The following is a 14,900-nucleotide window of genomic DNA, read 5'->3' as shown; positions in this document are numbered from 1 at the left end:
AGCTCCCGCCCGGTTCAGCGGTTGGGGCGGCAGGCGCTCCAACCGTCGAACCTGGATCTAGGAGGACAGTCATGTTCGCTCGCGTCAGCACGTATCAGCCCGGCCCGGACAGCTCCGGGGCACCCACAGACGACACCGTCAACCGGGTGCTCCAGCTGCCGGGATGCCTGGGCATCTATTACCTGCTGGGGAAGGACAGCAAGTCACTGTCAATCACGCTGTGGGAGGACGAGGCGGCTCTCGCCGGCAGCGAACAGGCCGCCGCCAAGATCCGCGCCGAGACCAGTGCGGAGCAGCACATGGAGATCCTGGGCGTGGAGGAATTCGAAGTGCTGACCCGGCAGCTCAAGGATTGAGCGTCAGGACGGGGCGTAGCCAGGGGCCAGGGACGACCGGCGGAAGTCGGTCTGCCACACGTCCGTGTCCTGCCCGTCGGCGTCGGTGAGGACGTAGTCGGGCCAGCGGTCAAACGCGGAACAAGGATGGGATATCCCGAAATCCAGCGTGTCGGTGACATCCACTCCGGACACCCCGGAGAGCACCGTGTGATGGTCGAAGAGATTGCGCACCGCTGCGGTTGCGCCGGGCTTGAGGGCTCCGTCCGCGGTCCGGACCGAGAGGACGCTGGGCAGTCCGGCGTCGTAGGGAAGGTCCCTTTTGCCGGCTCCGACGACGGCCATCCCGTCTTCGGGGGTGGACAGGACCATCGCGCGAACGGACAGCGCCGGAATGAGTCCCGGAACGGGGCTGACGGCGGCATAGGTGCCGTGGTCGTGGGTGACGTAGCAGCCCGATCTGAGAACAATTCGTGTTCCGGGCACCTGGCCGCGATCGGGAAGGAACTCAACCACGCGGTCCGGGAACGCGGAACCACCCATGGAGTAGATGGGAGTGGCTGTCTCAAAGAACTCCGCCGCTTCCAGATAGATGTCCCGCACCAGCCGGCAGTGCCGGTCAACCGCTGTGACGTTATCCTCGGCCCTGCTGTTGGGCACGACGCCTTCATACCCGGCAACACCCACCAGCCTCAGTCCCGGCGTGGCACGGACCAGCCCGGCCAGGCGCAGACCCTCGGACAGGCTGCGGATGCCGGTGCGCCCGCCGGGGGTTCCGACGTCGATCAGCACCTCCAGGTCGGCCGCCGCACCATCGAAGATCTCGGCAGCCACCTTCACGCCTGCTGCCGAATCGACGAAGCAGCGGATTTCCCGGGCGGGATCTTCCTCCAGCCAGGCACGGATACGCGTTAGCCCGGACCTGTCGACGATCTCGTTGGCGACGAGGACGCGCTGATGACCCCAGCGCAGTGCGGAGGCGACTTGATCCACGGTGGCGACTGTGACGCCGACGGCGCCGGCCGCCAACTGCCGCTCGATGATCGGTGCCGACATCGTTGTCTTGACGTGCGGCGCGAGGTCCACGCCCCGCTCCCGGCACCACGCCGCCATGACCCGGATGTTGTTCTCGAGGGCAGCGCTGTTGAGCCGCAGTTGCGGATACGCCGGCGCCGTGAGGGGCGTTGCCGCGAAGTCCGCATCGGTTCCGTCCGATCTTCCGCTCAGCCTGCTCACACGTATCCCCTGTTCTTCGATCCCAAAATTCTGCCTCGACTCCGACAAATCTACTGGACTGACGTGTCTACTGGAGTGACGTGCCTCTGGCGGCACGCCCTGGCCCGGGCCGCCTAGACGTCCAGCGCCGGGTTCCGGTCGAAGAAGCCGGCCGGCTTGAGCCAGAACGCGACTGTGTCCACCGGCATGACCGGCCACTCCTCCGGCCGTGGGATGTGGTGAATGCCGAAAACGTACCAAAGGACGACGTCGGTGTTTTCAACGGACCGCCCCTGCCGCACCCATTCGGGCATTCCCAGCCCGCCTGTGCCCTGGTTCACGAATTCGCCGGCGGGCCAGCGTTCCGCGGCATCGTTGGGCGTCACCCATACCGTGTGCCCGATGACCTCCGCACGCTGGAAAACCGGAGATGCCGGGTCAAAGAACGACGGGAAAGCTGCGCCGGGCACCAGCTTGTACGACACCGGGGTCCCGAGCCCGTTGACCGAGTTGTCGTTCGTCACCGTCCAGGCCCGCTGGGTCTCCCAGGAGTAGTCGTCGTGCCCCTCGGTCGTGATGGGGGTCTTGTTCTGATGCAGGGCGAGCCCGTACGGATTGTCCGGACCCATCGGGACCATCGCGGTTTCCGAACGGTAAACGGTATTTGCGGTGCCGTCGATGTCCAGGTCGAGCCGGGCCACGAGGAAGTGCTGGTGGAAGGGTGCATAGGTCCGGTTGTCCACCAGCGTTCCGCTCGGATGCTGCTGGCGCTCGCCGAAATGGCTGACCACCATGATGCCGGTGGCCCTCACCTCGCACTCAATGTTCCCGTCCTGATAGAAGCGCCAGTACACCAGGTATTCATAGTTGGCCACGGTGACATGGAAAGAAATCACCAGTCGACGTATCCGGCGCACTTCCATGCCGCCGTCGTGGTCGATGTGCTTCCACAACACCGCCCCGTCCTCTTCGTGGATGCAGATGGCGTTCCTGATGGTGTAGGGCTCCCCCGCAGAATTGTGCATGACCGCATCCAAATACCGGATTTCCCCGAGGCAGTCGCAGCCCAGTTCCAGCGACGTCGTCATGAATCCCAGACCCCATTCGCCGACGTCGAACGCGGTGCGCCGGTAGTGGTCATCGCTGGGATCCCGGTAGGGAACGGCCATTTCGGCGAAGGACAGGCGGTTCGCGATCGGCCGTTCGCGGCCGCCGTCGCGATAGCTGACCCGGTGCAGCGTCAGACCTTCGCGGTAGTTGAACCCGACGCGCAGGGACCAGTTCTGCCAGCTGATCCTGTTGCCGTCCATCTGAAAGGAAACGCCTTCGGGCTGGACAATGTCCAGCGGCTTGAGCGGTTCGCGGGTGCTTGCGTCGCGGAGCCGGTCCGGGATCAGCGCCGGGACATATTCGCCCATGATCTCGGGACGGTCCACCGCAAAAGTGTCCTCGATGTCCAGCAGCTCCATGGAAGCCAGGTCAATGACGCAGTGGAACCCGTTGACCGGCCCCGCATACGGGTTTGCGCCCGCACCGGCACGGACCCACGTGTCGGACCAGCCGATCCGGCGCCCCTGGTGCTTCTCCGGGATCATTGACAGGCCATAGGTCCACACGTCCATGAAGACCAGGGACAGATCAGTGATGCCGCGCTTGGCAAGCGCGGCGATCACCTGCGGGTGGCTGCGCAGCGCTGCGTCAGCTTCTTCCCACTCGTCGACGGTCATGTTCGCCTGAACGCCAGGGATATGGGTGAAGGAGAGGACAACCCCGTGGGTCAGCGATAGCCGCGCCTGGTAGGTCTTGTTGGAGGACCGTTCGAAGCAGTTCACCCCGACGATCCGTTCCGGAGCCGGCGCGCCGGCATCGGCTTCGAAGGCGGCGACAGCGGACTTTTCCGGTTCGATCAGCTCGATGGCTGCCAGCCGCCACGCCGGAAACGTGACGCCCTGTGCGCTGGCGAGCAAGGACGCAGCTGCACGGAACTCGTCCTCGCCCAGCGGATCCAGCGGATGAGACGGTGCGGCCCTTCTCATGGCGCTCTCCTTCTGCGGGTCACGTTCACGGCCCGCTACGGCTTCTCTTCCTCGGCGGCCTCGGTGAAGAGGGCACCCTGCGCGGCTCCCGAGCCCGACCTCCCGCCGCCCGCTCCGCGCAGGATGAATGCGATACCGACGGCGGCCGCCGCGCCGACCAGCGGCCCGGCGACATATACCCAGTAGTCGCTGAAGTTTCCGCTGGCGAGATCCGGTCCGAACGTTCGTGCCGGATTCATCGACGTGCCGGAGATGGGGCTGCCCCACAGGCCTGCCAAGGCAATGTACGCGCCGACACCGAACGCCCCAAACAGCCCGACGTTCTGGGCCCCGGAGGCGGTTCCCAGGATGACGCTGACCAGCACCATCGTCAGCAGCGCCTCCATCAGGAACGCGGCGCCGGCCGTATAACCAGCCGCCGGATAGTTTGAACCGTAGGTGGCGGAGACGCCGATCACGCCCTGCAGCAGCAGGCAGGCGAGCGTCGCGCCAATGAGCTGAACGACGATGTAGCCCGGCACCCGGCGCCACGGGAAGTCACCGCGGAGCGCGAACGCAATGCTGACCGCAGGGTTCAGATGCGCGCCCGAGATCTTGCCCATGAACAAGATGATGCCCATCACCATCAGGCCCGGAGCCACCACTGCCGCCGTGCGGCTGATGACACCGGGGAACGCCTGGCCCATCATGCCGCCGCCGGCCGCGACGACCACGAGCAGGAACGTGCCGTATAACTCCGAGAACAGCCGCCGCCATTCCTGGCGCGGATCATTAAAGTCCTCAATCCGCTGCAGGACGCTTTGCTCCACTATTTCAAGTATGTTGGGTATGACGTCGTGATGCGCGTGGTCCCGGCGAGCGCCGTTTTTGTCCTGATTTGCCGCCATGGCTGTCCGCCTCCGCAGGTTCTGGCCATGTGGTCTGCCGTGCCCAGCCTCGGTCTGCCACCTCAGAAGGCCAATGTACCGCTGACGGCGACAGTTGTCAGCGCTCCGCGGGTGGCTCGCTGCCAGCGGGTGGCTCGCTTAGGGTCAGTGTGGCAATTTCGAAGGACATCCGAGGGACAAAGTCCTAGCATTCAGCCATGAGGCAAGAAACCTGGCAAAAGTATTCCGAGTGGCCCCTCGTCGGTGCGGCTTTTGTTTTTCTGGCGGCCTACTCCATCCTCGTCATTGCAGAACCGCCGCAGCCCTACGCCGACCTTCTCGGAATCGTCGTGGGGTCAACGTGGGTCGCCTTCGGCGCCGACTACATTGTGAAGTTGCTCCTGGCGCCCCAACGGGGCCGGTGGTTCGTCCGCCACCCCTTGGACCTGCTTATGGTGGTGCTCCCCGTTGCGCGGCCGTTGCGGCTCCTGCGTCCGTTCACCTTGCGCCGGGTCATGGAACGGGCCCCGGGCACCGCCATCAGGACCCGCGTCCTGGCCTACGTCATTGTCTCCGCGGTCCTCCTGCTCTACACGGTCGCCCTGAGCGTCTTCAATTTCGAAAAGAGCGCACCGAACGCGAATATCACCTCGATGGGCGACTCGTTGTGGTGGGCAATTGTCACCATCACAACGATCGGCTATGGCGACTACTACCCCGTAACCGTTCCGGGCCGGTGGGCTGCGGCCACGCTGATGGTCGGCGGGTTTGCAGTCCTGAGCATGGTCACGGCGGTGGTGTCCTCCTGGCTCGTTGAAAGTGTGACGGCAGCAACCAATCTGCGGAGGCGATCGGACGAAGGCATCGGCAGCGAGGAACGTGCCCGCCTCGTGGCCCAGATCAGCAGGCTCCATGACCAGCTGGCCCAGGGACCGGGCGATTCCGGCAGTACCCCGGCCCTCGGAGGGGCACCCAAGGAACCGCCTCAGGGGCATTGACGCTGCCTCCGTTGCGCTTGGACTTTCCTGGCGCCATGGCCGCAACCGGCCGGAGCGGGTACAACTGTTTCATGACCACCCCTTCCCTGGTGCTTGGCCCCATGGTGCGGTACGTGGATGAGACGTCGGCGAGTGTCTGGGTGGAGACCCAAACCGCTGCCCGGATTTCCATCCGTGCCGGCGGCCGGGGCTGGGAGGCCCGCACATTCGCAGTTCACGGCCACCACTACGCGCTGGTGGAATTGGACGGGCTGGAGCCCGGCACGGTGACGCCGTACGCGCTCGATATCAACGGAACACAGGCCTGGCCCGACCCCTCATCCGGGTTTCCGCCGTCCATGATCGCCACACTGGCCACCGGTAAGCCGCTGCGGATGGCATACGGCTCGTGCAGGACCAGTGTCCCGCACGATGCATCCGGCAACCGGACCCATGGCGTCGACTCACTGCGCGCCTATGCGCTGAAGATGGCCTCCGGCGGAGACCTGCCGTGGCCGGATCTTCTGGCCTTCCTCGGAGATCAGGTGTACGCGGACCTGACCAGCGAACAAATGCAGGAGTTCATCCGCGGCCGGCGAGACATCAAGGCACCCCCCGGCGAAGAGCTCAAGGACTACGAGGAATACGCCCACCTGTACTTTCTGGCCTGGTCAGACCCGGCGAACCGATGGCTGCTGTCCACCCTGCCCAGCGCCATGATCTTCGATGACCACGACATCCGCGACGACTGGAATACCTCGCTGAGCTGGAAGAAGAAGATGGAGGCAACCTCGTGGTGGCATGGGCGGATCGTCGCGGGACTGGCCTCGTACTGGGTCTACCAGCATCTGGGGAACCTGTCACCGCAGGAACGGGCGGAGGATGCCGTGTGGCAGCGGATCATCGGGCACACAGGCGGGGATGAGCTCGATGTGGGCGCCGAGCTGGACAGCTTCGCGGAGCGGGCTGATCGGGACCCCAAATCCTACCGGTGGAGCTACTGCCGCGACTTCGGCGACACCCGGCTGATCGTGGTCGACTCCCGCGCAGCCCGGGACCTGACGCCGGACGACCGGGCGCTGGTCGATGCGGTGGAAATGGCGTGGCTGGACGACCGGATGCAAGGCGGCTTCCGCCACCTGCTCGTGGCGACGTCCCTGCCTTTCCTGTTGCCGATGGGCCTGCACTACGTCGAGTCGTGGAATGAGGCCGTCTCTGAGGGCGCGTGGGGTAACCGTGCCGCCTGGGCCGGCGAGAAGCTGCGCCAGGCGCTGGACCTGGAACACTGGGGCGCATTCCAAAACAGCTTCCGGGAACTGGCGGCCATGGCCAGCGAAGTCGCCGACGGCAAACGCGGCCCGGCACCGGAAACAATCACCTTCCTCTCCGGGGACGTCCACTACTCCTACGTTGCGGAGGTGGAGCGTGCCTCGGGCAGCCGGATCCTGCAGGCCGTCTGCTCCCCCATCCGCAACCCGTTGCCCCGCCTGATGAGGTCCTTCGCGGCCATCATGTCCTACGGCCTGGCCACCCCGGTGGGCGCCTTGGTCGCGCGCTCCGCCAAGGTGCCGGACCCGCCATTCCACTGGTCCGGCATCCGGGGGCCCTGGTTCCAAAACAACGTGGCCTATCTGGAGGTGGTACCGGAAGGGCTGAAATTGTGGTGGCAGACCGGGGTGGTGGACGACGGCGACCACCTGCATCCGAGGCTGGAACGCGTCGCCACCCTCACGGTGTCTCCGCGGAGCGCGCACGACCCCGTCCAGGGACAGCAGGGGCAACAGCGAAACGCATGACGCGAGTTTCTTGTGATCCCCGCGTCTGATCCCCGCGACGGCGCAGACGTTCTACCGAAGGTCGCGGTCAGCGGCTGCCACGTTCTCGATGGCGACCGTTTCGATGATTCTGGTCGATGGCTCACCAACCAGCGCCGGCGCCGTCACACCCGTTTTCCACGTATCGTTCTGCAGCCGGCCCAGGAAGTCCACCGCCGCCGCCTGCGTATCGAAGTCCATCTCCAGCATCACGTAATCCTGCTGGTCAAGCGGGCGCGAGATCCGGAATGACCGCACGCCCGACGCAGCGCGGTCCAGCGGATCGCTGTCGAAAGCCCTCCGCCACATGTCAAAATCCCGGACCTGGTGTTCGATCTGCAGGGTAATCACTGGGGCGCTCCTGTCGACGGTTCTACACGCCCACTGTAGGCCCCGAAGGCCCCGCCAAGTAAGGAGCATGGCCGAAGTGTTATTCCGGCTGGCGTCTTACGCCGGCTGGGATCCGGTGTTGGTGCTGGTCGGGGCGCTGGACTGATCGGCCTGGTGGCGTTGCCGGCGGCTCGCCATCAGGAACGGCACCGCGATCAACTCGATCACGCCGCCGATCGCCAGCGACGCTGCATAGCCGTACACATCTGCTGCCCGGCCGAGCAGCGGCTGTACCACCACGCCACCGCTTGAGCCCATGAGTGAATCGAAGCTGAGCACTGTGGCGCGCTGCTTCGAGGCGATCATGTCGTTCAGGTACGCCTGCCGCACCGGTATGCCCGCCGAGGACACCACTGCCCAGAGCGCCAACAGCACCAGGGCCAACCAGAATACGTGGGTGAACCCGAGCACCACCAGGATCACCGTGTCCACGACGCTGCTCAGGATCAACACGGTGGTGCGCCGGCGGACAAGGCGCCGGATGCGCGGAGCCATCCAGCCGCCGAGCACCTGCGCCGCGGCCACGATGGCCGCCGCCAGGCCCGCGACAGAATACGCGTGGGGGTCCCCATAGAGCTCGAGCAGGTACGGCTGCAGGGCGTAAAACACATAGATCCCGACGCCGAAAGTGAACGGCGCGGCCAGCATCACGTAACGTACGGGCGGATTCTTCAAGCCGTTCTCGATCGAGGCGGCGAGTACAGCACGGGTCGCCTGGAGGGGATGGGTCGAGCGTTCGGGGGTGAACCCGACGTCGCGCATGAGCCCAAACGCCACCGCGAACATGGCCAGCAACACGCCCACGCGCATCAGGAACGGCACGCCCAGATTGGTGGCCTGCGCGATCACGCCGCCGGCAACAGAGCCGGCGAGCATCGCGACTCCGGCGACCATCTGGCCTCGACCGAGCACCGCTTCCATCCCGCCCTCGAACCCAGAGAAGCGCAGTGCATCGACGAGCCAGGCCTCCACCGCTCCGGAGAAGAAGGTGAAGCCCAGGCCGAGCAGGACCGACACCACCGCCCACCACCAGAACGGGGCGGAGAACTGCCAGAGCAGGTAGTAGAAGTAGGTCGAGACGGCGAGGGTCACGGTTCCGAGCAGGAACGAGACGCGCCGGCCCCACCCGTCGGCAACCACCCCGGTGGGCACCTCGAACAGCACCATGCCGGCCGTGAAGAAGGCATTCGCGGCAAACGCCTCGAAGTTGCTGAGACCGGCGTCGAGCAGGAAAAGGGTGTTGATCCCCCAGATGAACGAGGCCGCAAGGGTATTGCCCAGCGTCAACGTCAAATAGATGCGCTGAATCTTTCGGGCGGCGGCGTTCATCGCGTCGCCGTCCCCGCCAGGGCGAGGAGGGAGCACGAGCCCATTCTCGTCTCCGCTGCCGGCACGCGCCAGTGCACACCAGGCGCAGGGCAGGACGCGAACGGTCGAGCCGACGATGCCCGGTCTGCTCAGCTGCCCTGGTTCGTGTGGAACGACCGCCGGCGGGCGTACTCATGGACCCGGTCCAGGGTGGCGATCTGGTCGCGTGCCTTGGTGGCCAGTCCGTCGAACCTGGAACCGTCCAGTCCCAGATCGCCGGAGAGATCCTGCAGCGTCTGCCACAGCCCTAGTTTTCCCATCACCGCCGACCGCATGACCTCGGACTCCAGCACCAGCGTCATCGGCGAGCGGCTCACCACCCGCCCGTTGAGCTTGAGTCGGCCGGCACGCTCCGCAACCCACGCCGCCACCCGCCGCGGAGTTCGCCGTGGCAGGCCAAAATCCGCCACTAGTCCGCGCAGGTACTCCCGCTCCTGCCTGATTTGGGTGGCAAGTGCTGCAAGTTCGGCGTGGAAGGGGGTGTCCGTGAAGTCGCGCGCCATGCGCTCTATGCGGCCCTGCCCCGCTGTGGCTCCCGCGAGGTGGTCCGAGAGGTAGAGCCCGAACAATTTCTTATCGATTTTTCCGGAAATCTGCGGTGCCATGAATGCTCCACTCTGATCGAAGGGTTGCTTCGGGAAACATCACCCTACCGGAGGGCATGGCGGGCCCAGAAGTTCTATCGGGGCGCGGAATCGTCGTGCGCCGGCCGCACTGACCCGGCGTCGGGATCCATCGCCACGAGCCCGGCGTCGTCCTTCACCTCTGTCAGTTCTTGCGCCACGTCAGGCTTGAGCCAGGACGCCACCACGCTGACTCCGCCTCCGTCGTCGCGGTCGATCACGACGTCGATCTCGGAGGCGGCCGCCCCCATGCGCGACAGCTGCTCGCGATATGACGCGACGAGCATCTCCAGGCTTTCCTCGGTCCACTCCCCCGGCCGCATCCTCGTTGAGATTTCGACCGGTTCAGGCTGATACAGCGTCATGAAAGTCCTTCCCGTGGGGTTCGATCAGGGTGAGCACGACCCCATTCTCGCCCCCTGCGCCGGTGTGCGCCAGAGCAGGGACATCGGGCCGCCATGGCGCCAGGGCGTTCCGAAGTGAACTACGGCTATTCCCAAGTACTCCCCGCACTCGATCACCTGGGCGCGATGCACAGCGACGTCGTCGTTCCTCTCCTGCAGGCCTGGCTGGGAAAAGTGGGCCGGCAGCAATAGGAACATCTCCCCGGGACCGTCGCGGCGCCCGTTCCTATGTGCTGAGGCGGAAGACGTCGGCTTTGATCGCGTGGCGTCCGGTCTTGCGCTTGCCTGACGGCGTCCCATACAACACCAAGGCCGACCGGTCATCGTCGAGAACGGTGATCCCCTCGGCATGGTCCTCGTCCTCACCGAACGGCGCGTCAAATTCGCAATGCAAGTCGTCTTTCGGCAGGACGGCCTCGGCCTGCGACGTCAGCGCGCCCCGCCAGCGAAACACGGCCGCGCGCCCGTCGAGTTCCATGGTGGGTCCTGCCAGGACGAGCAGGTCCCGTCCGTGACGGCACAGATCCCGCACGCCCAAACCATGCAGGCGAAGGAAGTGCTTGCGGTAGCGACGATTCCCGGGACCGATCGGCTGCGGCTCCAAGCCGGGCCCGCCACCAACCTGGAGCTCTATGATCATCGCCCACCCACGCAGCACCGGCCCGCGCAGACCGATGAACACCCGGTCGCCCGCTACGGCGAGGCCCTCGCAGTCAATGCCGTTGTCCTTGCCCGGGATCGGGCGACCGGTCGTCGAGGACTGGATGAAGCTTCCAAGATGTGGGTCATCAGCCAGCAGATCCACCAGGCCCGTGCCCCGGCCGAGGCCCAGCACGGCGGGGCGCTGCTGTTGCCCCGTCCGGCCGCCGTCCGGATCGAGGAGGGCCTTAGTCGAAAGCCGGGCCAACACCCGACGGCGCTGGCTGACCTCCACTGTCGCCAGGGAATCCTGCGCTTCTGCGGATGTGGCGTTGTTCTTGACCTGTTTGCGGGCCGAGCTGTGCGATCCAAGCAGCCAAAGCGTGTCATCCTCGACATCGAGGCCCTCGATGTCCATCTCACCCCTGTCCCCGGGCAGCTCAAGGAGGTGGGTGAGGTCGAAGCTGCGGTGGGTGCGGGCCTGGCCGCCGGCCTCCAGGGTGAGCCGTTCGAGGCTGGTCGTCTCGTCATTGGCGACCCAAAGGTGGGAACCCTGCCGGGCGACCGCGGACAACCCGTCGCGCAGGTCAGCCTTCGGATCCAGGGTGCTGCGCTGGTCGAGTACGAGGCTGATTTCGCCGGAGGGCTCGTCCGGCCGCGGCCATCCGCTCACCGCGGCACACCCATCCTCGTCAGCGGTGATCGGCAGCTCATTCCCGCGCTCTCCGTTCGCGCAGCCAAGGGATGAGGCCACCTGCCAGGAGCATGTCCACCTGACGGCTGGAGAGACTGTGCTGCACAGGGTAGACCTCGTCTCGGGTCCGGTTCTCCACGAGGATCTCCTTGCCTGTGAGCAGGGCGTCGTGTATCCCTGTCAGCGCGAGCACATCGTCCTGTTCGATGCGGTCATGATCGGCCGCATTTGTGAACTCGACTGCGAGGACGCCGAAATTGGCCAGGTTCTGCCAGTGGATCCGCGCGAACGAGACGGCCACCACTGCGCGCAGCCCGAGGAAGCGCGGGGTGATAGCTGCGTGTTCCCGTGAGGATCCCTGGCCGTAGTTCGTGCCGCCGACCAGGATGTGCCCGGTGGAGTCGCGGGTTTGGGCGGCGCGGGCGGCGTAGGTGGGGTCGAGCTGGTCGAAGGTGAATTCGGCGAGTTTGGGGATGTTGCTGCGGTAGGGCAGAACGCGCGCACCGGCTGGCAGAATCTCGTCCGTCGAGACATCGTTGCCCACCACCAAGGCCACTGGTGCCTCGATGCGGTCGGCGAGTGGGCCGAAGACCGGAAGCGAGGAGATGTTTTCGCCCTTGACCAGCGCTACTTTGCCGGCTTCCTCCGGCGCCAACGGCTCCTCCAGCATTGCCACGTTCACGCTCGACACCGCGGGAAGTTCGATCTCGGGATACTCAAGGTCGAAAAGCTCCGTCAGGTCCCGCGGGTCGGTGATAATTCCGGTGAGCGCAGCAGCCGCAGCCGTCTCCGGTGAGCACAGGTAGACCGAGTCTTCCTTCGTGCCCGAACGGCCGGGAAAGTTGCGGGGCATGGTGCGCAGGCTGTTGCTTCCGTTCGCGGGGGCCTGTCCCATCCCGATGCAGCCCATGCATCCGGTCTGATGCAGTCGGGCTCCGGCGCTGATCAGATCAAACGTGGCCCCCATCCTGGTGAGGTCCTGCAGGATCTGCCGGGAACTCGGGTTGACGTCGAAAGACAGTCCAGGGTGGCACTGCCGTCCCTTCGTGATGGCGGCGACAATTGCGAAGTCGCGCAGGCCCGGGTTCGCTGAGGACCCAATCACGACCTGCGCCACCGGCCTCCCAGTGACCTCCCGCACCGGAACGACGTTCCCGGGCGAGCTGGGCAGGGCGATGAGCGGCTCGATCGTGGCCAGGTCGATCTCGTCGGTCACGTCGTAGGTGGCACCGGAATCGGCGAGGAGTTCGGTGAAATCGTCCTCGCGCTGTTCGGAGCGCAGGAAGGCCCGGACCCGGTCGTCGGCCGGGAAGACCGTGCTCGTCGCACCGAGTTCGGCGCCCATATTGGCAATCACGTGCCGGTCCATCGCGCTCAGTGTGGCGAGGCCGGGACCGTAGTACTCGATGATCCGGTCCTTGCCGCCCTTCACGCCGTGCCGGCGAAGCATTTCGAGGATGACGTCCTTGGCACTGGTCCACGGTGGCAGTTTGCCGGTAAGCCGCACGCCCCAGATCTCCGGCATCTTCAGGTAGAGCGGCTCGCCCGCAATGGCCAGGGCCACCTCGGTGCCGCCGACCCCGATTGCCAGCATCCCCAGCGACCCAGCGGCCGGGGTGTGACTGTCGGAACCGACCATGGTCGTGCCCGGACGGCCAAACCGCTGCATGTGGGTCGGATGGGACACCCCGTTTCCGGCCTTCGAGAACCACAGACCAAACCGGCGGCAGGCCGAGCGGAGAAAATCATGGTCCTCAGCGTTCCTGCTGTCGGCCTGCAACAAGTTGTGGTCCACGTACTGCACGGATACTTCAGTTTGTGCCCGGTCCAGCCCGATGGCCTCCAGCTCGAGCATGACCAGCGTCCCGGTCGCGTCCTGGGTGAGGGTCTGATCGATATGCAGGCCAATCTCACGGCCGGGAATCATCTCCCCGGCCACCAGATGGGATGCGATGAGCTTTTGGGCCACGTTGTAGGCCACGGTGTGTTCCTTACTCGATGGCGAGGCCGGATGCCTCCGCCGTCAACGAACCGGACACCGGGCACTCCCCTTTATCCCCAAATTAGCCCACTCCGGGCGCCGGGAACAGTGCGGATTTGACGCTCATCGTGGCCCTGCCGGAAACGGTGCGCTCCTGGTGTTCAACGAGCTGAGGAAGGCCAGTGCCGCGGCCAATCCCGCACTCAGCACAACGGCTCCCAGCCACATCGACACTGGCCATTGAATCGATGCAGCCAGGGCGATCCCAGCCAGTTGGCCGGTCCAGATGAGTGCCGCCAGCACGGCGGTGACCGCCGGCAACCTGCGCCTCAGCCACGGGCCCGGCCGTCGGGCAAGCAGCAGATCCGCCGCTACCGCGATGATCGTGGCTCCGGCAGCACCGGCGACCGCGGCCGGGCGCAGCCCCGACATGGCCAGCGGCAGCCACGCCACCACGGCGACCAGGATGGTGGCAATACCGAAAGGCGGCCTTCGGGCTCCGGAGAGGGTGTAGAGGAAGGGGGCGATAATCAGCGCTGTGGTCACCAAATAGCTGGCCAGTCCGAGGGCCGGGGGCAGCTCCGCCTGGGTGTGCCCGGGGCTCCCGATCGGCGTCTGTAGATAGGGGACGGCCGGCGGGGTCCGGACGAACGCCGAGCAGTAAATGAGGAAGAAGGCTCCCAATCCGGTCATCAGCGCGAGGGACAACAATGCAGCCGGCGTCCATGAGAAGGCTTCTGCGCCGCCGGCGGCCCGTGCACTGCGGATACCGGTGCCGAGGATGAGGAAGAGGCTGAACCCCAGCAGCAGGTGGGTGGGGCTCACCAGCGCATCGAGGGAGACTTCGATGCCCAGGATCTCGTGCCAGGCCAGATCCAGGACGCCCGCGACGGCGAACAGGACCAGTCCGATGACCGTGCCCGTGTAGCCGGCCGGCACCGACCGCGTCAATGGCCGCCCGGGCTGGCGGTTCCTCCAGATCACACTTGCCGTCCACGCGGCGGTGGCCACGAGGCCCGAATAGAGTGCCGCGTGCCAGGGGGTGAAGAAGGTTTCAAGCCCGGGAACGTGCAGGTGGGCCCAGCCGTCGAGGAACACAGCCAGGAGGAGCCAGATGCCCAGCAGTTGCGTCACAAGGTCGTTCCGCGCACCGGCCCGAAGAGTCTGCGCTGCCGTGTCAACCATCGTCACTCTCCTCGCACCCGCCGTGCCGTCACCCTCGCCGTGCCATCACCCTCGCCGTGCAGTCCAGGGAGGCCGGGACGCCCACACTTGGCCCGCGTCGAATGGTTAAAGCTTGGACCTCCCGGTGTCCGACCGCCAGTGCTGCATTCCCTCAGTCCGTCGCTGGTTGTGCCGACAGGTTATGCCTGCGGGTTAAGCCTGCGGGTTATGCCTGCCCGGTGGTGACGTTTTCGAGCACGACGGCGAGGCCCTGGCCGACGCCGATGCAGATCGCGGCGACGCCCCAGCGCTGCCCGGAGGCCTGCAGGGAACGGGCCAGGGTGCCCAGGATCCGCCCGCCGGAGGCGCCGAGCGGGTGGCCCATGGCGATCGC

At 66.0% G+C, this 14,900-nt stretch carries 13 protein-coding genes and 1 pseudogene; 3 read left to right on the top strand and 11 right to left on the bottom strand.

What is annotated here, in order from left to right; all coding sequences use genetic code 11:
* The first annotated feature begins 71 nt into the window (after positions 1–71).
* Positions 72–356, top strand: a complete 285-nt coding sequence (locus tag AC1DDH_RS05925) for a hypothetical protein (protein WP_476872643.1) — start codon at positions 72–74, stop codon at positions 354–356.
* 3 nt (positions 357–359) lie between these two features.
* Here the strand turns inward: AC1DDH_RS05925 and AC1DDH_RS05920 are convergent, their stop codons facing one another.
* From AC1DDH_RS05920 to AC1DDH_RS05910, 3 genes are all read right to left on the bottom strand, one after another.
* Positions 360–1,571, bottom strand: coding sequence for an alanine racemase (locus AC1DDH_RS05920; protein WP_476872644.1), 1,212 nt, complete (start codon positions 1,569–1,571; stop codon positions 360–362).
* Positions 1,572–1,684: 113 nt separating this feature from the next.
* Positions 1,685–3,586 carry a primary-amine oxidase gene (locus AC1DDH_RS05915; protein ID WP_476955028.1) on the bottom strand — a complete coding sequence of 634 codons (1,902 nt, stop codon included), beginning with the start codon at positions 3,584–3,586 and terminating at the stop codon, positions 1,685–1,687.
* Between the two features lie 35 nt (positions 3,587–3,621).
* On the bottom strand, positions 3,622–4,473 hold the full coding sequence (locus AC1DDH_RS05910) for an MIP/aquaporin family protein (RefSeq protein ID WP_476872646.1): 852 nt from the start codon (positions 4,471–4,473) through the stop codon (positions 3,622–3,624).
* A 197-nt stretch (positions 4,474–4,670) separates the two neighbouring features.
* Here AC1DDH_RS05910 and AC1DDH_RS05905 point away from each other — a divergent pair, with 197 nt between their 5' ends.
* Together AC1DDH_RS05905 and AC1DDH_RS05900 are read left to right on the top strand one after the other, a co-directional pair.
* Complete coding sequence (locus tag AC1DDH_RS05905; protein ID WP_476955027.1) at positions 4,671–5,450, top strand: potassium channel family protein; 780 nt, start codon at positions 4,671–4,673, stop codon at positions 5,448–5,450.
* A 71-nt stretch (positions 5,451–5,521) separates the two neighbouring features.
* Positions 5,522–7,225 carry an alkaline phosphatase D family protein gene (locus AC1DDH_RS05900; protein WP_476955026.1) on the top strand — a complete coding sequence of 568 codons (1,704 nt, stop codon included), beginning with the start codon at positions 5,522–5,524 and terminating at the stop codon, positions 7,223–7,225.
* Between the two features lie 51 nt (positions 7,226–7,276).
* Here AC1DDH_RS05900 and AC1DDH_RS05895 read toward each other — a convergent pair whose 3' ends face one another.
* The 8 genes and pseudogenes from AC1DDH_RS05895 to AC1DDH_RS05860 form a co-directional block, all read right to left on the bottom strand.
* Entirely contained in the window at positions 7,277–7,594 is a 318-nt protein-coding gene (locus tag AC1DDH_RS05895; protein WP_223917034.1) for a hypothetical protein, read from the bottom strand.
* 96 nt (positions 7,595–7,690) lie between these two features.
* Positions 7,691–8,962, bottom strand: a complete 1,272-nt coding sequence (locus AC1DDH_RS05890; protein ID WP_476955160.1) for an MFS transporter — start codon at positions 8,960–8,962, stop codon at positions 7,691–7,693.
* A gap of 128 nt (positions 8,963–9,090) precedes the next feature.
* The gene (locus AC1DDH_RS05885) at positions 9,091–9,606 is read right to left on the bottom strand and encodes a hypothetical protein (RefSeq protein WP_476955025.1); all 516 of its coding nucleotides are present in this window, start codon (positions 9,604–9,606) and stop codon (positions 9,091–9,093) included.
* A 74-nt stretch (positions 9,607–9,680) separates the two neighbouring features.
* Positions 9,681–9,989 (bottom strand): hypothetical protein, encoded by a 309-nt coding sequence (locus tag AC1DDH_RS05880; RefSeq protein ID WP_230008448.1) that lies wholly within the window; start codon positions 9,987–9,989, stop codon positions 9,681–9,683.
* 265 nt (positions 9,990–10,254) lie between these two features.
* Entirely contained in the window at positions 10,255–11,340 is a 1,086-nt protein-coding gene (locus AC1DDH_RS05875; RefSeq protein ID WP_476955024.1) for a DUF3616 domain-containing protein, read from the bottom strand.
* A 37-nt stretch (positions 11,341–11,377) separates the two neighbouring features.
* Positions 11,378–13,342 carry an aconitate hydratase gene (locus AC1DDH_RS05870; protein ID WP_476955023.1) on the bottom strand — a complete coding sequence of 655 codons (1,965 nt, stop codon included), beginning with the start codon at positions 13,340–13,342 and terminating at the stop codon, positions 11,378–11,380.
* 123 nt (positions 13,343–13,465) lie between these two features.
* On the bottom strand, positions 13,466–14,527 hold the full coding sequence (locus AC1DDH_RS05865) for a hypothetical protein (RefSeq protein WP_476955022.1): 1,062 nt from the start codon (positions 14,525–14,527) through the stop codon (positions 13,466–13,468).
* 205 nt (positions 14,528–14,732) lie between these two features.
* Positions 14,733–14,900 (bottom strand): annotated as a pseudogene (locus AC1DDH_RS05860) (3-oxoadipyl-CoA thiolase); the annotation flags it as partial.

The organism is Arthrobacter sp. 10T425, from assembly GCF_056393985.1.
Note: the sequence above shows the minus strand (reverse complement) of the source record. Positions and strands in the feature narration are given on the sequence as shown.